This window comes from Pantoea sp. RSPAM1, from assembly GCF_038816185.1.
In the GTDB taxonomy this organism is placed as follows: Bacteria; Pseudomonadota; Gammaproteobacteria; order Enterobacterales; family Enterobacteriaceae; genus Pantoea; species Pantoea ananatis.
This window is the reverse complement of the sequence record NZ_CP046137.1, coordinates 4475949-4495892: the sequence shown is the minus strand read 5'-3', so window position 1 is coordinate 4495892 and position 19944 is coordinate 4475949. Positions and strand designations below refer to the sequence as shown.

Below are 19944 nucleotides of genomic sequence, written 5' to 3'. Positions count from 1 at the left end.
ATAAATTCATTACGACGTTTTCCTTGAGCATCGCTGAACTGGTTTCAGCAAATCAAACTTTAAATTGAAGAGTTTGATCATGGCTCAGATTGAACGCTGGCGGCAGGCCTAACACATGCAAGTCGGACGGTAGCACAGAGGAGCTTGCTCCTCGGGTGACGAGTGGCGGACGGGTGAGTAATGTCTGGGGATCTGCCCGATAGAGGGGGATAACCACTGGAAACGGTGGCTAATACCGCATAACGTCGCAAGACCAAAGAGGGGGACCTTCGGGCCTCTCACTATCGGATGAACCCAGATGGGATTAGCTAGTAGGCGGGGTAACGGCCCACCTAGGCGACGATCCCTAGCTGGTCTGAGAGGATGACCAGCCACACTGGAACTGAGACACGGTCCAGACTCCTACGGGAGGCAGCAGTGGGGAATATTGCACAATGGGCGCAAGCCTGATGCAGCCATGCCGCGTGTATGAAGAAGGCCTTCGGGTTGTAAAGTACTTTCAGCGGGGAGGAAGGCGATAAGGTTAATAACCTTGTCGATTGACGTTACCCGCAGAAGAAGCACCGGCTAACTCCGTGCCAGCAGCCGCGGTAATACGGAGGGTGCAAGCGTTAATCGGAATTACTGGGCGTAAAGCGCACGCAGGCGGTCTGTTAAGTCAGATGTGAAATCCCCGGGCTTAACCTGGGAACTGCATTTGAAACTGGCAGGCTTGAGTCTCGTAGAGGGGGGTAGAATTCCAGGTGTAGCGGTGAAATGCGTAGAGATCTGGAGGAATACCGGTGGCGAAGGCGGCCCCCTGGACGAAGACTGACGCTCAGGTGCGAAAGCGTGGGGAGCAAACAGGATTAGATACCCTGGTAGTCCACGCCGTAAACGATGTCGACTTGGAGGTTGTTCCCTTGAGGAGTGGCTTCCGGAGCTAACGCGTTAAGTCGACCGCCTGGGGAGTACGGCCGCAAGGTTAAAACTCAAATGAATTGACGGGGGCCCGCACAAGCGGTGGAGCATGTGGTTTAATTCGATGCAACGCGAAGAACCTTACCTACTCTTGACATCCACGGAATTCGGCAGAGATGCCTTAGTGCCTTCGGGAACCGTGAGACAGGTGCTGCATGGCTGTCGTCAGCTCGTGTTGTGAAATGTTGGGTTAAGTCCCGCAACGAGCGCAACCCTTATCCTTTGTTGCCAGCGATTCGGTCGGGAACTCAAAGGAGACTGCCGGTGATAAACCGGAGGAAGGTGGGGATGACGTCAAGTCATCATGGCCCTTACGAGTAGGGCTACACACGTGCTACAATGGCGCATACAAAGAGAAGCGACCTCGCGAGAGCAAGCGGACCTCATAAAGTGCGTCGTAGTCCGGATCGGAGTCTGCAACTCGACTCCGTGAAGTCGGAATCGCTAGTAATCGTGGATCAGAATGCCACGGTGAATACGTTCCCGGGCCTTGTACACACCGCCCGTCACACCATGGGAGTGGGTTGCAAAAGAAGTAGGTAGCTTAACCTTCGGGAGGGCGCTTACCACTTTGTGATTCATGACTGGGGTGAAGTCGTAACAAGGTAACCGTAGGGGAACCTGCGGTTGGATCACCTCCTTACCTGAAGATACTTTCCCGCGAAGTGCTCACACAGATTGTCTGATAGAAAGTCACGAGCAGAAAAAACCTCTACAGGCTTGTAGCTCAGGTGGTTAGAGCGCACCCCTGATAAGGGTGAGGTCGGTGGTTCAAGTCCACTCAGGCCTACCAACTTCGCACTCATGCTGCGTTATGTCTCCGGCTCGCATAGTTCACTATGCTTCGCGGACACACGCCTTGCCTGAGCACGAAGTGCATTTCTCACGAAGTGCACGCGGTTGAGTGGTGGTAGTGGTCTCTGCAGTAACTGTATGGGGCTATAGCTCAGCTGGGAGAGCGCCTGCCTTGCACGCAGGAGGTCAGCGGTTCGATCCCGCTTAGCTCCACCATACTCACTACTGTATTTTTTTCTGAAAATACTTCAGAGCGTACCGGCAACGGTGTGCTGCGAAGTATTCTGCTCTTTAACAATCCGGAACAAGCTGAAAATTTGAAACGACACAGGGTCGCACTCTTCCGTAATAAAGAATGATGACAATGTGTTCGAGTCTCTCAAAAGCTCATGACACGCGGCGTAAAACGCCTGTGGGTTGTGAGGTTAAGCGACTAAGCGTACACGGTGGATGCCCTGGCAGTCAGAGGCGATGAAGGGCGTGCTAATCTGCGATAAGCGCCGGTAAGGTGATATGAACCGCTACAACCGGCGATACCCGAATGGGGAAACCCAGTGTGATTCGTCACACTATCATGCAGTGAATACATAGCTGTATGAGGCGAACCGGGGGAACTGAAACATCTAAGTACCCCGAGGAAAAGAAATCAACCGAGATTCCCCCAGTAGCGGCGAGCGAACGGGGAGGAGCCCAGAACCATCATCAGCTTGTGCATCAGTGGAAGCGTCTGGAAAGTCGCAGGGTACAGGGTGATACTCCCGTACACAAAGGTGCACAGGCTGTGAGTTCGATGAGTAAGGCGGGACACGTGGTATCCTGTCTGAATATGGGGGGACCATCCTCCAAGGCTAAATACTCCTGACTGACCGATAGTGAACCAGTACCGTGAGGGAAAGGCGAAAAGAACCCCGGCGAGGGGAGTGAAACAGAACCTGAAACCGTGTACGTACAAGCAGTGGGAGCACCTTCGTGGTGTGACTGCGTACCTTTTGTATAATGGGTCAGCGACTTATATTCTGTAGCAAGGTTAACCGTATAGGGGAGCCGCAGGGAAACCGAGTCTTAACTGGGCGTTAAGTTGCAGGGTATAGACCCGAAACCCGGTGATCTAGCCATGGGCAGGTTGAAGGTTGGGTAACACTAACTGGAGGACCGAACCGACTAATGTTGAAAAATTAGCGGATGACCTGTGGCTGGGGGTGAAAGGCCAATCAAACCGGGAGATAGCTGGTTCTCCCCGAAAGCTATTTAGGTAGCGCCTCGTGAACTCATCTCCGGGGGTAGAGCACTGTTTCGGCTAGGGGGCCATCCCGGCTTACCAACCCGATGCAAACTGCGAATACCGGAGAATGTTATCACGGGAGACACACGGCGGGTGCTAACGTCCGTCGTGAAGAGGGAAACAACCCAGACCGCCAGCTAAGGTCCCAAAGTCATGGTTAAGTGGGAAACGATGTGGGAAGGCCCAGACAGCCAGGATGTTGGCTTAGAAGCAGCCATCATTTAAAGAAAGCGTAATAGCTCACTGGTCGAGTCGGCCTGCGCGGAAGATGTAACGGGGCTAAACCATGCACCGAAGCTGCGGCAGCGACACTATGTGTTGTTGGGTAGGGGAGCGTTCTGTAAGCCGTCGAAGGTGGCCTGTGAGGGCTGCTGGAGGTATCAGAAGTGCGAATGCTGACATAAGTAACGATAAACAAGGTGAAAAACCTTGTCGCCGGAAGACCAAGGGTTCCTGTTCAACGTTAATCGGAGCAGGGTGAGTCGACCCCTAAGGCGAGGCCGAAAGGCGTAGTCGATGGGAAACAGGTTAATATTCCTGTACTTGGTGTTACTGCGAAGGGGGGACGGAGAAGGCTATATCGGCCGGGCGACGGTTGTCCCGGTTTAAGCGTGTAGGTGTGTGTTCCAGGCAAATCCGGTTCACTTTACACTGAGGCGTGACGACGAGGCACTACGGTGCTGAAGTGATAAATGCCCTGCTTCCAGGAAAAGCCTCTAAGCATCAGGTAACACAAAATCGTACCCCAAACCGACACAGGTGGTCAGGTAGAGAATACCCAGGCGCTTGAGAGAACTCGGGTGAAGGAACTAGGCAAAATGGTGCCGTAACTTCGGGAGAAGGCACGCTGTCGGTAGGTGAAACCCCTCGCGGGTGGAGCTGAAGGCAGTCGAAGATACCAGCTGGCTGCAACTGTTTATTAAAAACACAGCACTGTGCAAACACGAAAGTGGACGTATACGGTGTGACGCCTGCCCGGTGCCGGAAGGTTAATTGATGGGGTTATCCGTAAGGAGAAGCTCTTGATCGAAGCCCCGGTAAACGGCGGCCGTAACTATAACGGTCCTAAGGTAGCGAAATTCCTTGTCGGGTAAGTTCCGACCTGCACGAATGGCGTAATGATGGCCAGGCTGTCTCCACCCGAGACTCAGTGAAATTGAAATCGCTGTGAAGATGCAGTGTACCCGCGGCAAGACGGAAAGACCCCGTGAACCTTTACTACAGCTTGACACTGAACACTGAGCCTTGATGTGTAGGATAGGTGGGAGGCTTTGAAGCGTGGACGCCAGTCTGCGTGGAGCCAACCTTGAAATACCACCCTTTAATGTTTGGTGTTCTAACGTAGGCCCGTGATCCGGGCTGCGGACAGTGTCTGGTGGGTAGTTTGACTGGGGCGGTCTCCTCCCAAAGCGTAACGGAGGAGCACGAAGGTTGGCTAATCCTGGTCGGACATCAGGAGGTTAGTGCAATGGCATAAGCCAGCTTGACTGCGAGAGTGACGGCTCGAGCAGGTGCGAAAGCAGGTCATAGTGATCCGGTGGTTCTGAATGGAAGGGCCATCGCTCAACGGATAAAAGGTACTCCGGGGATAACAGGCTGATACCGCCCAAGAGTTCATATCGACGGCGGTGTTTGGCACCTCGATGTCGGCTCATCACATCCTGGGGCTGAAGTAGGTCCCAAGGGTACGGCTGTTCGCCGTTTAAAGTGGTACGCGAGCTGGGTTTAGAACGTCGTGAGACAGTTCGGTCCCTATCTGCCGTGGGCGCTGGAGAATTGAGGGGGGTTGCTCCTAGTACGAGAGGACCGGAGTGAACGCACCGCTGGTGTCCGGGTTGTCACGCCAGTGGCACTGCCCGGTAGCTAAGTGCGGAAAAGATAAGTGCTGAAAGCATCTAAGCACGAAACTTGCCCCGAGATGAGTTCTCCCTGAGCCTTTAAGGCTCCTGAAGGGACGTTGAAGACGACGACGTTGATAGGCCGGGTGTGTAAGCGCAGCGATGCGTTGAGCTTACCGGTACTAATGACCCGTGAGGCTTAACCTTACAACGCCAGAGGCGTTTTGGTTGAGAGACAGAGAATTTTCAGCATTGTTTCCCGGATAAAGAATTAGCGGTGTCCTGCGGACGTGAGTCCGACGGATTTTGCGCTGAGGCAAGGCGTCGACTGAGGCGTTACGAAGGAGCATACGTGGGTATGTGACTGAGTGGCGCGAGGGAAGACAACACAGCATCAGCACAAAAGACACAGGACAGTGCACCAAGATTTGCCTGGCGGCTGTAGCGCGGTGGTCCCACCTGACCCCATGCCGAACTCAGAAGTGAAACGCCGTAGCGCCGATGGTAGTGTGGGGTCTCCCCATGCGAGAGTAGGGAACTGCCAGGCATCAAACAAGTGAAGAAGCCCTGAACTGACGTTCAGGGCTTTTTTACGTCTGCGTTCTGCCGGATAACCCCCCGTCATATTCCGTCTCATCATGACCCCGATACAACCGCGGGTCTGCAACGCCGCTCCTGGTGCCTTAACCATCCCCCGCACTGAGTCATTCTGAGCATCATCTGAAACAAAGCTGTGAAAATCGTTACCCGCCAGCCTTCCGGTATCCACCCATCACTTTATTACTGTCGCTATCAGGATTTTCAGGGGCCGCAAAATCGTTGAAAGCCTTTCATTGCATGCAAATTCCCCCGCATTACCGTTGTGATGCGGTAAACTACCGGCAGATTAACCCGTTAAGGCCGTATCATGTCCAGTTCGTATATCTCATTAAAAGCCGACAACACGCTGGGGCTTGATGTCAGCGCAAAAACACGTATTGTCGCCGAATCGCCGGAAGTCATACTTTCAGCCTGGCAAATGAGCCAGCGTAGCCAGCAACCTTTTCTGATCCTCGGGGAAGGCAGCAACGTGCTCTTCCTTGAAGACTTTGCAGGCGTGGTGGTGATCAACCGCATTGCAGGGGTTGAAATCCTTGATGAGACTGAGCACTGGAAACTGCACGTTGGCGCGGGCGAGAACTGGCACCAACTGGTAAAAACTACCCTGGAAAAAGGGATTTCGGGTCTGGAAAATCTGGCACTCATTCCTGGAATGGTAGGATCAGCGCCCATACAAAATATCGGTGCCTATGGCGTTGAGTTAAAAGATGTATGTGAATACGTCGATGTACTCAATCTGCATACCGGTCTCACACAGCGTTTGAGCCGTGACGATTGCCAGTTTGGTTATCGCGACAGTATTTTCAAACATCAGTATCAGTCAGGCTACACGATTATCGCTGTCGGATTTTCATTGAAAAAACACTGGCAGCCTGTCCTGACCTACGGTGATTTAAAAACGCTAAACCCTGCCACGGCAAATGCCTGGGATGTTTTTCATGCGGTCTGTCATATGCGACAGAGTAAATTACCGGATCCGAAAATAACCGGTAACGTGGGCAGTTTTTTTAAAAATCCCGTGATAACCGGCCAGCAGGCGGCTGTGCTGTTAAATGAGTACCCAGCGATGCCACATTATCCCCAGCCTACGGGTGATATTAAACTGGCTGCAGGCTGGCTCATCGATCAATGCCAGCTTAAAGGCAGCCGAATTGGCGGTGCGGCAGTGCATCAGCAGCAGGCATTAGTGTTAATCAATGCTGAAAATGCCACACCCGACGACATTGTCGCGCTGGCAAAAAAGGTACGTACCCGGGTAGGTGAAAAATTTAATGTCTGGCTGGAGCCAGAAGTTCGTTTCATTCAGGCTCAGGGTGAATGTTACGCTGTAGAGGTCATCTCATGAAGGATCATAGCGTACCGCTTAAATTAATCGATATCCTGGCCGATGGTGAATTTCACTCGGGTGAGCAACTCGGTGAAACGCTTGGCATGAGCCGTGCGGCGATTAATAAACATATTCAAACGCTAAAAAGCTGGGGCCTTGAGGTGTATACCGTCACAGGTAAAGGCTATAGTTTTCCAGCCCCACTTCAGTTACTGAATGAACAAGAGATTTTGGGGCAACTGTCTCAGGCTGATATAGCTGTAATACCGGTTATTGATTCAACTAATCAGTATTTACTCGAACGTATGCATTCTCTGCCGTCAGGGTCTGTCTGTCTCGCTGAATATCAGCAGGCAGGACGTGGCCGACGCGGACGCCACTGGTTTTCACCCTTTGGTGCCAACCTCTATATGTCTATGTACTGGCGCCTGGAGCAGGGCCCGGCAGCGGCAATGGGACTGAGCCTGGTCATTGGTATCATTATGGCGGAAACGCTGCGGTCGTTAGGTGCGCAGGACGTACGGGTAAAATGGCCTAACGACATTTATCTTCATGATCGGAAGTTAGCGGGGATCCTGGTTGAATTAACCGGTAAAACCGGCGATGCAGCACAAATCGTGATGGGCGCCGGAATTAATCTGGCGATGAGAACTGCCGAAGCGGCGCAGATTAATCAGGGCTGGATTAACTTACAGGAAGCCGGCGTGACGATTAATCGCAATGAACTGGCAGCAACACTGATTAATCGCCTGCGAGAAGCACTACCCGTATTTGAGCAGGAGGGATTAACGCCCTTTGTGACGCGCTGGGCCGAACTAGACAACTTCATTAATCGCCCGGTTAAATTACTAATTGGTGAACGTGAAGTGCACGGCATTGCTCGTGGCATTGATAATCAGGGTGGTTTGCAGCTGGAACAAGACGGAAAAATTCAATCGTGGGTAGGCGGAGAAATATCTCTTCGACCGGTTTGAAAATAAAATAAAGCCTGCTTTTTGGCAGGCTTTATCGCCACCTGTTATTTTCTGAGACGCAGTTTTTCCACCGCGTGGTTACCGCTTTTCGTCATGATTAAGCTGGCTCTTTCACGTGTGGGAAGGATATTTTCCTTAAGATTCAACCAGTTAATCTCCCGCCACAATGAGCCAGCAATATTAACGGCTTCGTCTTCAGGCAACTGAGCATAGTGATGAAAATAAGAGTTAGGATCGGTAAAAGCGCCCTGGCGAAATTTAAGGAAACGATTTACATACCAGCGCTGCAAAAGATCTTCTTCAGCATCCACATAGATTGAAAAATCCACAAAGTCGGAAACAAAAACATGGTGTGGATCGTGAGGATAATCCATGCCGCTCTGCAGCACATTTAAGCCTTCCAGAATCAGAATATCAGGTTGCTGGACAACCTTATCGCCATCCGGAATAACATCATAAATTAAATGGGAATAGACGGGAGCGGTAACCTGGCTGGCGCCCGACTTAAGGTCGGAAACAAATTTCACCAGTCGATGCATATCATAGGACTGAGGAAAGCCTTTTTTCTTCATTAAGCCGCGCTCTTTCAGCACGGCGTTGGGATGAAGAAAACCATCTGTCGTAATTAACTCAACTTTACGGTGTCCGGGCCAGCGGCTCAGAAGCGCCTGCAAAACACGAGCAGTGGTGCTTTTGCCCACCGCAACGCTGCCCGCAATGCTGATGATATAAGGAATTTTTTGCCCGTTCGTTCCCAGAAACTGCTCCAGCACGGCCTGACGGCGGACATTCGAACTTATATAGAAATTAAGCAGACGTGAGAGAGGCAGGTAGATTTCTGCCACTTCCTCAATTGAAAGATCTTCATTGATCCCTTTCAATTGCGCGATCTCATCCTCTGACAGCGTCATTGGAACCGAGTCGCGTAATGCCGCCCACTGTTCACGAGTGAACTGTAAATAAGGCGTCGTAAGTGATGTCGTTTTATCCATAAGTATACATTTGACTGCAGATTCAAACCGATCTGTACATTTTCGCCGATGACGAGTCGGGCCGTGTAGAGAAATGAATTGCCGGTCACAGGGCTATTAACGAGAACAATGGGCTGGAGGGTATCACCAGTATAGCTTTTAAAAGAAGTAAAAAATAAACGGCGATATGCTTTCGCAAGCCTCTCCGCAGATTTGATAAATCGTCGGTACAGAGACTTGAAATCTTTAATCGTTATGCTTTTTATTGCCCTTCATACATCAGACAATTTTTTGCAAAGGCCTTTGTGGCTTTCGCACCGCTGTTATCGTGACGCATGGTTCAGGCAGGGTGCATGGCATCAGATTTGCCCGGATATATCCATTTGATGTTGCACAGTTGATGCTATAGCACCGTGTGCGTGCCTGCTGTTCGAAAGGCAGGCGCGTCATGTCGTACTGGAGCATGAAGATTGTCAGCGCTTGCTCTTCATTGCGTGAACCCGGCCTGCCCTGACGTCTTCGGTCTCGTGCTGCTGTATTAAGGACATCCATAGCTTATCTGTCAGCGACGCTAGTGCGTCAGCCATGCTTATAGAGGCTGTCAGCGACGTTCTTTATCGCATCTGAGTTTCATGCTTACCCGTCCTGCTATGCGGTGGACAGCATGACAGGCTGTCTGTGAGTCACACAGCCGATATACGAACGCTTATGCAAATTATCAGCCCTTTTTCTCTTCAGGCACCGAACCGCCCCACAGGCGGTCTGTCAGCCGTGATGTTTTCATCCGCCTTTTGCCTGATACTTATCTTCATGCCGGGCAGTGTCGCTTAAAACTTTAAGGCGATAACACCCAAGGTTGCGGCTGTAGTTAGGGCCGTGTTGCGATAAAAACACGGCTGAGGCGATTGAAAACTGAGCAGTTAATGCATTTTTCTGGCAGAGGCCTAAGAAAACCTGAGGGATGAAGACAGCAAAGCGGGCGAGACAAGGGGAGTGAGCAACATTATCGGAAAGAGAGCGAAGAGAAATTTTAACCAATAATTGGATGTTATTTCTGCATATCAGGGGTAAATTGCGATGCTTTGCACAAATAGTAAGCGATAGAACAAAAACAGTGATTTTTTTGTTGCATCCTTCTGCCGACCTTCCTAGAATGCGCGTCACTTGATGCCGGCTTAGCTCAGTTGGTAGAGCAACTGACTTGTAATCAGTAGGTCACCAGTTCGATTCCGGTAGCCGGCACCATCAAGTAGGTGGGATTCCCGAGCGGCCAAAGGGAGCAGACTGTAAATCTGCCGTCACAGACTTCGAAGGTTCGAATCCTTCTCCCACCACCATTTCAACCCCTGGGTTGAAAAACAGATAAACAACCTGTTTATCTGGCAGGTGAGTCGCTTCTTCTCACCCTGAATTCAGATTGGGTGTAAGCTCAGTCAAAGTCAGTCAGCTTCGCTGACGGGCGAAGGATAACAGAGGACATCCTCTGTTATTCACAAGCTACAGAAAGAACAGGTAGCCGAGTTCCAGGATGCGGGCATCGTATAATGGCTATTACCTCAGCCTTCCAAGCTGATGATGCGGGTTCGATTCCCGCTGCCCGCTCCAGATGTGCTGATATGGCTCAGTTGGTAGAGCGCACCCTTGGTAAGGGTGAGGTCCCCAGTTCGACTCTGGGTATCAGCACCACTTCCTTTATCTCCCTCCTGATTTTCTCTGTAACTCCTTGCAGTCAGGCAATGCCTGGTTAATGTGACGATATCTTTGATATATCCGTGTCTTAGAGGGACAAGCGATGGCTAAAGAGCAATTTCAACGTAACAAACTGCACGTAAACGTGGGAACCATCGGTCACGTTGACCACGGTAAAACCACCCTGACTGCAGCGATCACCACCGTTCTGGCTAAAACCAACGGCGGCCAGGCACGTGCGTTCGATCAGATCGACAGCACCCCTGAAGAAAAAGCACGTGGTATCACCATCAACACTGCACACGTTGAGTATGAAACCCCGTCTCGCCACTACGCACACGTAGACTGCCCAGGCCACGCCGACTATGTTAAAAACATGATCACCGGTGCTGCTCAGATGGACGGCGCGATCCTGGTTGTTGCTGCGACTGACGGCCCAATGCCTCAGACGCGTGAGCACATCCTGCTGGGTCGTCAGGTAGGCGTTCCTTACATCATCGTGTTCCTGAACAAGTGTGACATGGTTGATGACGAAGAGCTGCTGGAACTGGTTGAGATGGAAGTTCGTGACCTGCTGTCACAGTACGACTTCCCGGGCGACGATACCCCAATCGTTCGCGGTTCAGCCCTGAAAGCGCTGGAAGGCAACCCAGAGTGGGAAGAGAAGATCGTTGAGCTGGCTGGTCACCTGGATAACTACATCCCGGATCCAGTACGTGCAATCGATATGCCGTTCCTGCTGCCAATCGAAGACGTCTTCTCAATCTCTGGCCGTGGTACTGTTGTAACCGGTCGTGTAGAGCGCGGTATCGTTAAAGTCGGCGACGAAGTTGAAATCGTGGGTATCAAAGATACTGCGAAATCAACCTGTACCGGTGTTGAAATGTTCCGCAAACTGCTGGACCAGGGTCAGGCAGGCGAAAACTGTGGTGTTCTGCTGCGCGGTATCAAGCGTGAAGACATCCAGCGTGGTCAGGTTCTGGCGAAGCCAGGCTCAATCAAGCCACACACCAAGTTCGAGTCAGAAGTTTACGTTCTGTCTAAAGACGAAGGTGGCCGCCATACTCCGTTCTTCAAGGGCTACCGTCCACAGTTCTACTTCCGTACCACAGACGTGACCGGTTCAGTAGAGCTGCCAGAAGGCGTTGAAATGGTTATGCCAGGCGACAACATCAAAATGGTTGTTACCCTGATTCACCCAATCGCGATGGACGAAGGTCTGCGCTTCGCAATCCGCGAAGGTGGCCGTACCGTTGGCGCGGGTGTTGTTGCCAAAGTTATCGCTTAATTACCGATAATATTTGACGCAATGCACGTGGAAAGGGCATCATTTGATGCCCTTTTTGTACGCTGTTTCATAGAACCTGACTCATCAGTGATTTTGAACCATAATCATTGCTGAGACAGGCTCTGTTATGCGGCGCCGGATACCGAGTTACGCCCCAAAAGCTCATTCGGTTTGGATGCCTCGCAATGCGGGGCAGAATAGTTTCTGAATTATTGTGGCAGGTTGGTTTATGAGTGCGAATACCGAAGCTCAAGGGAGCGGGCGCGGCCTCGAAGCGCTGAAGTGGGTAGTGGTAGTCTTATTACTGCTTGCGGCGATCGTAGGTAACTACCTCTATCGCGATGTGACGCTGCCTTTACGCGCGTTAGCTGTGGTTGTACTGATTGCGGCAGCAGGCGGCATTGCGCTTTTGACGACAAAAGGCAAAGCAACCGTGGCCTTTGCACGTGAAGCAAGAACCGAAATGCGTAAAGTTATCTGGCCAACCCGCCAGGAAACACTGCATACCACGTTAATCGTTGCCGCGGTTACTGCCGTGATGTCACTGATTTTGTGGGGGCTGGATGGTATTCTGGTCCGTCTGGTATCGTTTATCACTGGCCTGAGGTTCTGAGATGTCTGAAGCTCCAAAGAAACGCTGGTACGTCGTGCAGGCGTTTTCCGGTTTTGAAGGCCGCGTAGCACAGTCGCTGCGTGAGCACATCAAACTGCACAACATGGAAGAGCTGTTTGGCGACGTCATGGTTCCTACAGAAGAAGTTGTTGAGATCCGTGGTGGTCAACGCCGCAAGAGCGAGCGCAAATTCTTCCCTGGCTACGTTCTGGTACAGATGGTAATGAATGACGCCAGCTGGCACCTGGTGCGCAGCGTTCCGCGCGTGATGGGCTTTATTGGCGGTACCTCTGACCGTCCTGCGCCGATTAGCGACAAAGAAGTCGATGCGATTATGAATCGCCTGCAGCAGGTGGGCGACAAGCCGCGTCCAAAAACGCTGTTCGAGCCGGGCGAAATGGTACGTGTCAACGATGGTCCATTTGCCGACTTTAACGGTGTGGTTGAAGATGTGGACTACGAAAAGAGCCGCCTGACGGTTTCTGTTTCCATCTTTGGACGCGCAACGCCAGTCGAACTCGACTTCGGTCAGGTTGAGAAGGGCTAACCTTTTCCGACATACAATTTGGCTGTTGCAGCAGGCGCGAAATTTAACTATAATTTCGCGCCTTTTGTTTTTATGCGCTGGCAACAGCGTGTAAATCGTTACCACGGGGAGCCTTTTACAGGCGCTATAACCCAATTGAGGAATTATCATGGCTAAGAAAGTACAAGCCTACGTCAAGCTGCAGGTTGCAGCTGGTATGGCGAACCCAAGTCCACCGGTTGGTCCAGCTCTGGGTCAGCAGGGTGTTAACATCATGGAATTCTGTAAAGCGTTTAACGCCAAAACAGAATCACTGGAAAAAGGTCTGCCGACTCCAGTTGTTATCACCGTATACAGCGACCGTTCTTTTACCTTTATTACCAAAACGCCTCCGGCTGCCGTTCTGCTGAAAAAAGCAGCAGGCATCAAGTCTGGTTCTGGTAAGCCGAACAAAGATAAAGTCGGTAAAGTGACTCGTGCTCAGGTACGTGAAATCGCAGAAACTAAAGCTGCGGACATGACTGGTTCTGACGTTGAAGCGATGACTCGCTCAATCGAAGGTACTGCTCGTTCCATGGGCCTGGTTGTAGAGGACTAAGAAATGGCTAAGCTGACCAAGCGCATGAGCGTAATTCGCGACAAAGTTGACGCGACCAAGCAGTACGATATTGCTGAAGCAATCGCTTTACTGAAAGAACTGGCTACTGCCAAGTTCGTCGAAAGCGTTGACGTTGCTGTTAACCTCGGCATTGATGCACGTAAATCTGATCAGAACGTCCGCGGTGCGACCGTTCTGCCACACGGTACTGGTCGTTCAGTACGTGTAGCTGTCTTCACCCAGGGCGCAAACGCTGAAGCTGCTAAAGCAGCTGGCGCTGAGCTGGTAGGTATGGAAGACCTGGCCGATCAGATCAAGAAAGGCGAAATGAACTTTGACGTTGTTATTGCATCTCCAGATGCAATGCGCGTTGTTGGCCAGTTAGGCCAGGTTCTGGGTCCACGTGGCCTGATGCCAAACCCGAAAGTTGGTACTGTAACACCTAACGTTGCTGAAGCGGTTAAGAACGCTAAAGCAGGTCAGGTTCGTTATCGTAACGACAAAAACGGCATCATCCACACTACCATCGGTAAAGTGGACTTCGATGCTGACAAACTGAAAGAAAACCTGGAATCTCTGCTGGTTGCGCTGAAAAAAGCAAAACCTGCTCAGGCGAAAGGCGTGTACATCAAGAAAGTTAGCATCTCTACCACCATGGGCGCCGGCGTAGCCGTTGACCAGGCGGGTCTGAGCGCAGCGGCAAACTAATTGCTGCTTGAAACGGGCGAAAAATTCACCTAGAATCTTACGCCCGTTGTTCTGCATTAATGCAGACGTTGATGTGGGTTATTCAGAACGTGGTAAGACGGTGGCCGGGTCAGCAACCTGAAGCACAGTGAACTGTGCGGCGGGTGAGGGTAAAGACAGCCAGCGCAATGCGGTTTGAGTAGTAACACACGACACAAATTTTAGGTTGGAGCCAGGCCTTATCCTGGCCTCCGTCCAAGACCGCAGGAGCGGAACATCCTCGGATGTAATGCTTAATCCCCTGCGTAGACGGTGACAGAACCAAAAGATTTTTTCTTAACTGGATTCTGCTCACCGTGTATTAGCGCTTATTTTCCTTCGGGCGAGTGAGTGAAGTGAGTTCCGGGGAAATCCTTCCCCGGTCAAATCCAGGAGCTAAAGCTAATGGCATTAAATCTTCAAGACAAACAAGCGATTGTTGCTGAAGTCAGCGAAGTAGCCAAAGGTGCGCTTTCAGCGGTTGTTGCGGATTCTCGTGGCGTTACCGTTGATAAAATGACCGAACTGCGTAAAGCAGGTCGTGAAGCTGGCGTTTACATGCGTGTTGTTCGTAACACCCTGCTGCGCCGCGTCGTTGAAGGTACTCAGTTCGAGTGCCTGAAAGACACGTTTGTTGGTCCGACCCTGATTGCATATTCTTTGGAACACCCGGGCGCTGCTGCTCGTCTGTTCAAAGATTTCGCGAAAGCGAATGCAAAATTCGAGGTCAAAGCTGCAGCCTTTGAAGGTGAGCTGATCACGGCGGCCAATATTGACCGTCTGGCAACTCTGCCGACCTACGAAGAAGCACTGGCACGTCTGATGTCGACCATGAAAGAAGCCGCTGCCGGCAAACTGGTTCGCACTCTGGCTGCTGTTCGCGATGCAAAAGAAGCGGCTTAAGGCCTCTCTTTTCTTCGCACTTGCTAACGTATAAACTTTTTCTGATTCTTAGGAACAATTGTTATGTCTATTACTAAAGACCAAATTCTGGAAGCCGTTGCTGCTATGTCCGTAATGGAAGTAGTTGAGCTGGTTTCTGCTATGGAAGAAAAATTCGGCGTTTCTGCTGCTGCTGCTGTAGCTGTTGCTGCTGGCCCAGCTGAAGCTGTTGAAGAGAAAACTGAATTCGACGTCGTTCTGAAAGCTGTTGGCGCGAACAAAGTTGCAGTAATCAAAGCCGTACGTACCGCAACTGGTCTGGGCCTGAAAGAAGCCAAAGATCTGGTTGAAGCAACTGGCGTGATCAAAGAAGGCATCAGCAAAGATGACGCAGCTGCACTTGAAGCTGCTCTGAAAGAAGCTGGCGCTGAAGTTGAAGTTAAGTAAGACAACCCTCGGGTTGCAGTCTGAGTAGTTTCAGACTGATGGCTGGTGACTTTTTGGTCACCAGCCTTTTTGCGCTCCAGGGCCTCAATGGGGTTTCGCACTGTTTGTCCATTGTTGCTCATCAATATCTTTCTCTATCGACGACTTAATATACTGCTTTCCCGTGCGGGTTCCCTGCCCACGCTGAAGCAATGAAATGATTTAAGCGTGATAGAAAGAGGTATTGCACGTACTGCAGAGCAGTGCGTGAATCAAACAAAATCGTGTTGCATGAACTGTCCTGTCAGGACGGACAGCGTGGGTCGACTTGTCAGCTAGCTGAGGAACCCTATGGTTTACTCCTATACCGAGAAAAAACGTATTCGTAAGGATTTTGGTAAACGTCCGCAAGTTTTGGACATACCTTATCTCCTTTCTATCCAGCTTGATTCGTTTCAGAAGTTTATCGAGCAAGATCCAGAAGGTCAGTACGGACTGGAAGCTGCCTTCCGCTCTGTATTCCCTATTGCGAGCTACAGCGGCAACTCTGAGTTGCAGTATGTCAGCTATCGCTTAGGTGAACCTGTCTTTGACGTGAAAGAGTGTCAGATCCGTGGCGTGACCTATTCGGCACCGCTGCGCGTCAAACTGCGTCTGGTGATCTATGAGCGCGAAGCGCCAGAAGGCACAGTAAAAGACATTAAAGAACAAGAAGTCTACATGGGTGAAATTCCACTCATGACAGACAACGGTACCTTTGTTATCAACGGTACTGAACGTGTTATCGTTTCTCAGCTGCATCGTAGTCCTGGCGTGTTCTTTGACAGCGATAAGGGTAAAACCCACTCCTCGGGTAAAGTGCTGTATAACGCACGTATCATCCCTTACCGTGGTTCATGGCTCGACTTCGAGTTTGACCCGAAAGACAACCTTTTCGTCCGTATTGACCGTCGTCGTAAGCTGCCGGCCAGTATCATTCTGCGCGCACTGCATTACACCACTGCTCAAATTCTCGACGTATTCTTCGAGAAAGTGGTGTATGAAATTCGTGACAACAAGCTGCAGATGGAACTGGTGCCAGAGCGCCTGCGCGGTGAAACCGCGACCTTCGATATCGAATCGAATGGCACGGTCTACGTTGAGAAAGGGCGTCGCATCACTGCGCGTCATATTCGTCAGCTGGAAAAAGACGGTATCCAACACATTGAAGTCCCAGTGGAATACATCGCGGGCAAAGTGGTCTCTAAAGACTACATCGATGAGAATACCGGTGAGCTGATCGTTGCGGCCAACATGGAACTGTCGCTGGATCTGCTGGCGAAGCTGAGCCAGTCGGGTCACAAGCGCATTGAAACGCTGTTCACCAACGATTTGGATCACGGCCCATACATCTCCGAGACGCTGCGCGTTGACCCAACCAACGATCGCCTGAGTGCACTGGTTGAGATCTATCGCATGATGCGTCCTGGTGAGCCGCCAACGCGTGAAGCTGCAGAGAACCTGTTTGAGAACCTGTTCTTCTCTGAAGATCGTTACGATCTTTCTGCAGTTGGCCGCATGAAGTTCAACCGTTCATTGCTGCGTGATGAGATCGAAGGTTCAGGTATCCTGAGCAAAGAAGACATCATCGAAGTGATGAAAAAACTGATCGACATCCGTAACGGTAAAGGCGAAGTGGACGATATCGACCACCTCGGTAACCGTCGTATTCGTTCAGTCGGTGAAATGGCTGAAAACCAGTTCCGCGTCGGTCTGGTCCGTGTAGAGCGTGCAGTGAAAGAGCGTCTTTCTCTGGGCGATCTCGATACGCTGATGCCACAGGACATGATCAACGCCAAGCCAATTTCGGCGGCGGTGAAAGAGTTCTTTGGTTCCAGCCAGCTGTCTCAGTTTATGGATCAGAACAACCCCTTGTCAGAGATTACGCACAAGCGTCGTATCTCTGCTCTCGGCCCGGGTGGTTTAACCCGTGAGCGTGCCGGCTTCGAAGTGCGTGACGTACATCCAACGCACTACGGTCGTGTCTGCCCAATCGAAACCCCTGAAGGTCCGAACATCGGTCTGATCAACTCCTTGTCTGTGTACGCGCAGACGAACGAGTACGGTTTCCTGGAAACTCCTTATCGTCGCGTCATCGACGGCGTGGTTTCCGATGAAATTCATTACCTTTCTGCAATCGAAGAAGGCAACTACGTTATCGCGCAGGCGAACACCAATCTGTCAGAAGAAGGTGCGTTCGTTGATGACCTGGTCACCTGCCGTAGCAAAGGTGAATCGAGCCTGTTCAGCCGCGATCAGGTTGACTACATGGACGTTTCGACCCAACAGGTCGTCTCTGTCGGTGCGTCACTGATCCCGTTCCTGGAACACGATGATGCTAACCGTGCCCTGATGGGTGCGAACATGCAACGTCAGGCCGTTCCTACTCTGCGTGCCGATAAGCCGCTGGTAGGTACCGGTATGGAGCGCGCTGTAGCCGTTGACTCCGGTGTCACCGCTGTTGCGAAACGTGGCGGTACCGTTCAGTACGTTGATGCATCACGTATCGTTATCAAAGTTAACGAAGACGAGATGTACCCGGGCGAAGCGGGTATCGACATCTACAACCTGACCAAATACACCCGTTCTAACCAGAACACCTGTATTAATCAGATGCCGTGTGTTTCTCTGGGTGAGCCCGTTGAACGTGGTGATGTGCTGGCTGACGGCCCGTCTACCGATCTCGGTGAGCTGGCGCTGGGTCAGAACATGCGCGTCGCGTTCATGCCGTGGAACGGTTATAACTTCGAAGACTCCATCTTAGTCTCCGAGCGCGTGGTGCAGGAAGATCGCTTCACCACCATCCACATTCAGGAACTGGCCTGTGTGTCTCGTGACACCAAGCTGGGGCCAGAAGAGATCACAGCTGACATCCCGAACGTGGGCGAAGCTGCACTCTCTAAACTGGATGAGTCCGGTATCGTTTATATCGGCGCTGAAGTGACCGGCGGTGACATTCTGGTTGGTAAGGTGACGCCAAAAGGCGAAACCCAGCTAACGCCAGAAGAGAAACTGCTGCGTGCGATCTTCGGTGAGAAAGCGTCTGACGTTAAAGACTCTTCTCTGCGTGTGCCGAACGGTGTTTCCGGTACCGTTATCGACGTCCAGGTCTTCACCCGCGATGGCGTGGAAAAAGACAAACGTGCGCTGGAAATCGAAGAGATGCAGCTGAAGCAGGCCAAGAAAGACCTGTCTGAAGAGCTGCAGATTCTGGAAGCGGGCCTGTTCAGCCGTATCCAGTCTGTCCTGATTTCTGGTGGCGTTGAAGCAGACAAACTGGACAAGCTGCCGCGTGAGCGTTGGCTGGAACTGGGTCTGACTGACGAAGCCAAGCAAAACCAGCTTGAGCAGCTGGCAGAGCAGTACGACGAACTGAAGCACGAGTTTGAGAAAAAACTCGAAGGCAAGCGTCGTAAAATTACCCAAGGCGATGATCTGGCACCTGGCGTGCTGAAAATCGTTAAGGTTTATCTGGCCGTTAAACGTCAGATTCAGCCTGGTGATAAGATGGCAGGTCGTCACGGTAACAAAGGTGTTATCTCTAAGATCAACCCGATCGAAGACATGCCTTACGATGAGAACGGTACGCCGGTCGATATCGTACTGAACCCGCTGGGCGTACCTTCACGTATGAACATCGGTCAGATCCTTGAGACTCACCTGGGGATGGCAGCGAAAGGTATCGGCGAGAAAATCAACGCGATGCTGAAGAAGCAGGAAGAAGTCGCCAAACTGCGCGAATTCATCCAGCGTGCTTACGATCTGGGCACAGATGTGCGTCAGAAAGTTGACCTGAATACCTTTAGCGATGACGAAGTTCTGCGTCTGGCTGAAAACCTGAAAAAAGGTATGCCGATCGCCACGCCAGTGTTTGATGGTGCGAAAGAGAGCGAAATCAAAGAGCTGTTAGAGCTCGGCGGTCTGCCTTCTTCCGGTCAGATTACCCTGTTTGATGGTCGCACTGGTGAGCAGTTCGAACGTCAGGTAACCGTTGGTTATATGTACATGCTGAAACTCAACCACCTGGTTGATGACAAGATGCACGCACGTTCTACCGGTTCCTACAGCCTCGTTACTCAGCAGCCGCTGGGTGGTAAGGCACAGTTCGGTGGTCAGCGCTTCGGTGAGATGGAAGTATGGGCACTGGAAGCATACGGTGCGGCATATACCCTCCAGGAAATGCTTACCGTTAAGTCTGATGACGTCAACGGCCGTACCAAGATGTATAAGAACATCGTGGATGGCAACCATCAGATGGAACCTGGCATGCCAGAATCGTTCAACGTACTGTTGAAAGAGATTCGCTCGCTGGGTATCAACATCGAGCTGGAAGACGAGTAACCCTCAGTAGCAGGCCTCGGCCTGTAAGCGCAGGGTTAACGCGCTCGCATTTGTACTGGTTATGGGGCG

12 protein-coding genes, 6 tRNA genes and 3 rRNA genes are annotated in these 19944 nt (G+C 51.5%); 19 read left to right on the top strand and 2 right to left on the bottom strand.

Annotated features, from left to right (window positions below):
• The first annotated feature begins 61 nt into the window (after nucleotides 1-61).
• The 7 genes from GKC68_RS21515 (at nucleotide 62) to birA (ending at nucleotide 7776) form a co-directional block, all read left to right on the top strand.
• Nucleotides 62-1603, top strand: a 16S ribosomal RNA gene (locus GKC68_RS21515).
• Between the two features lie 73 nt (nucleotides 1604-1676).
• Nucleotides 1677-1753, top strand: a tRNA-Ile gene (locus GKC68_RS21510).
• Between the two features lie 142 nt (nucleotides 1754-1895).
• Nucleotides 1896-1971: transfer RNA gene (locus GKC68_RS21505), tRNA-Ala, on the top strand.
• 207 nt (nucleotides 1972-2178) lie between these two features.
• Nucleotides 2179-5082 (top strand): 23S ribosomal RNA (locus GKC68_RS21500).
• Nucleotides 5083-5306: 224 nt separating this feature from the next.
• Nucleotides 5307-5422, top strand: a 5S ribosomal RNA gene (gene rrf / locus GKC68_RS21495).
• The 16S, 23S and 5S rRNA genes sit together here with 2 tRNA genes alongside, the layout of an rRNA operon.
• Nucleotides 5423-5782: 360 nt before the next feature.
• Entirely contained in the window at nucleotides 5783-6820 is a 1038-nt protein-coding gene (gene murB, locus GKC68_RS21490) for a UDP-N-acetylmuramate dehydrogenase (protein ID WP_342656489.1), read from the top strand.
• Nucleotides 6817-7776 carry a bifunctional biotin--[acetyl-CoA-carboxylase] ligase/biotin operon repressor BirA gene (gene birA, locus GKC68_RS21485; protein ID WP_015701287.1) on the top strand — a complete coding sequence of 320 codons (960 nt, stop codon included), beginning with the start codon at nucleotides 6817-6819 and terminating at the stop codon, nucleotides 7774-7776. Before murB ends, birA begins: the two co-directional genes overlap by 4 nt.
• A gap of 44 nt (nucleotides 7777-7820) precedes the next feature.
• On the opposite strand, the gene coaA is transcribed toward birA, so the two are convergent.
• Together coaA and GKC68_RS21475 are read right to left on the bottom strand one after the other, a co-directional pair.
• The gene (gene coaA / locus GKC68_RS21480) at nucleotides 7821-8768 is read right to left on the bottom strand and encodes a type I pantothenate kinase (RefSeq protein WP_013024113.1); all 948 of its coding nucleotides are present in this window, start codon (nucleotides 8766-8768) and stop codon (nucleotides 7821-7823) included.
• 759 nt (nucleotides 8769-9527) lie between these two features.
• Entirely contained in the window at nucleotides 9528-9911 is a 384-nt protein-coding gene (locus GKC68_RS21475; protein ID WP_342656488.1) for a hypothetical protein, read from the bottom strand.
• A gap of 5 nt (nucleotides 9912-9916) precedes the next feature.
• Between GKC68_RS21475 and GKC68_RS21470 the strand changes: the two genes are divergently transcribed.
• From GKC68_RS21470 to rpoB, 12 genes are all read left to right on the top strand, one after another.
• Nucleotides 9917-9992, top strand: a tRNA-Thr gene (locus GKC68_RS21470).
• A 7-nt stretch (nucleotides 9993-9999) separates the two neighbouring features.
• Nucleotides 10000-10084: transfer RNA gene (locus GKC68_RS21465), tRNA-Tyr, on the top strand.
• Nucleotides 10085-10277: 193 nt separating this feature from the next.
• Nucleotides 10278-10352: transfer RNA gene (locus GKC68_RS21460), tRNA-Gly, on the top strand.
• Between the two features lie 5 nt (nucleotides 10353-10357).
• Nucleotides 10358-10433 (top strand) — tRNA-Thr (locus tag GKC68_RS21455).
• Nucleotides 10434-10539: 106 nt separating this feature from the next.
• Nucleotides 10540-11724 carry an elongation factor Tu gene (tuf, locus tag GKC68_RS21450; RefSeq protein WP_013027471.1) on the top strand — a complete coding sequence of 395 codons (1185 nt, stop codon included), beginning with the start codon at nucleotides 10540-10542 and terminating at the stop codon, nucleotides 11722-11724.
• A gap of 229 nt (nucleotides 11725-11953) precedes the next feature.
• Nucleotides 11954-12337, top strand: a complete 384-nt coding sequence (secE, locus tag GKC68_RS21445) for a preprotein translocase subunit SecE (protein ID WP_014606967.1) — start codon at nucleotides 11954-11956, stop codon at nucleotides 12335-12337.
• A gap of 1 nt (nucleotide 12338) precedes the next feature.
• Nucleotides 12339-12884 carry a transcription termination/antitermination protein NusG gene (gene nusG / locus GKC68_RS21440; RefSeq protein ID WP_003848088.1) on the top strand — a complete coding sequence of 182 codons (546 nt, stop codon included), beginning with the start codon at nucleotides 12339-12341 and terminating at the stop codon, nucleotides 12882-12884.
• Nucleotides 12885-13032: 148 nt separating this feature from the next.
• Nucleotides 13033-13461: a 50S ribosomal protein L11 gene (rplK, locus tag GKC68_RS21435; RefSeq protein WP_006121495.1), complete on the top strand. Its 429-nt coding sequence runs from the start codon at nucleotides 13033-13035 to the stop codon at nucleotides 13459-13461.
• Between the two features lie 3 nt (nucleotides 13462-13464).
• Nucleotides 13465-14169, top strand: a complete 705-nt coding sequence (rplA, locus tag GKC68_RS21430) for a 50S ribosomal protein L1 (RefSeq protein ID WP_028722877.1) — start codon at nucleotides 13465-13467, stop codon at nucleotides 14167-14169.
• Nucleotides 14170-14592: 423 nt separating this feature from the next.
• A complete protein-coding gene (gene rplJ, locus GKC68_RS21425) occupies nucleotides 14593-15090 on the top strand; it encodes a 50S ribosomal protein L10 (RefSeq protein ID WP_028722878.1) in 498 nt (165 codons plus the stop codon).
• 63 nt (nucleotides 15091-15153) lie between these two features.
• On the top strand, nucleotides 15154-15516 hold the full coding sequence (rplL, locus tag GKC68_RS21420) for a 50S ribosomal protein L7/L12 (RefSeq protein WP_009092660.1): 363 nt from the start codon (nucleotides 15154-15156) through the stop codon (nucleotides 15514-15516).
• Between the two features lie 330 nt (nucleotides 15517-15846).
• A complete protein-coding gene (rpoB, locus tag GKC68_RS21415; RefSeq protein WP_089529272.1) occupies nucleotides 15847-19875 on the top strand; it encodes a DNA-directed RNA polymerase subunit beta in 4029 nt (1342 codons plus the stop codon).
• Nucleotides 19876-19944 lie beyond the last annotated feature (69 nt).

Bases quoted from the DNA above. Each gene is read 5' to 3' on its own strand.
- murB (WP_342656489.1), top strand. From the start codon at position 5,783: ATGTCCAGTTCGTATATCTCATTAAAAGCCGACAACACGCTGGGGCTT.
- birA (WP_015701287.1), top strand. From the start codon at position 6,817: ATGAAGGATCATAGCGTACCGCTTAAATTAATCGATATCCTGGCCGAT.
- coaA (WP_013024113.1), bottom strand. From the start codon at position 8,768: ATGGATAAAACGACATCACTTACGACGCCTTATTTACAGTTCACTCGT.
- tuf (WP_013027471.1), top strand. From the start codon at position 10,540: ATGGCTAAAGAGCAATTTCAACGTAACAAACTGCACGTAAACGTGGGA.
- secE (WP_014606967.1), top strand. From the start codon at position 11,954: ATGAGTGCGAATACCGAAGCTCAAGGGAGCGGGCGCGGCCTCGAAGCG.
- nusG (WP_003848088.1), top strand. From the start codon at position 12,339: ATGTCTGAAGCTCCAAAGAAACGCTGGTACGTCGTGCAGGCGTTTTCC.
- rplK (WP_006121495.1), top strand. From the start codon at position 13,033: ATGGCTAAGAAAGTACAAGCCTACGTCAAGCTGCAGGTTGCAGCTGGT.
- rplA (WP_028722877.1), top strand. From the start codon at position 13,465: ATGGCTAAGCTGACCAAGCGCATGAGCGTAATTCGCGACAAAGTTGAC.
- rplJ (WP_028722878.1), top strand. From the start codon at position 14,593: ATGGCATTAAATCTTCAAGACAAACAAGCGATTGTTGCTGAAGTCAGC.
- rplL (WP_009092660.1), top strand. From the start codon at position 15,154: ATGTCTATTACTAAAGACCAAATTCTGGAAGCCGTTGCTGCTATGTCC.
- rpoB (WP_089529272.1), top strand. From the start codon at position 15,847: ATGGTTTACTCCTATACCGAGAAAAAACGTATTCGTAAGGATTTTGGT.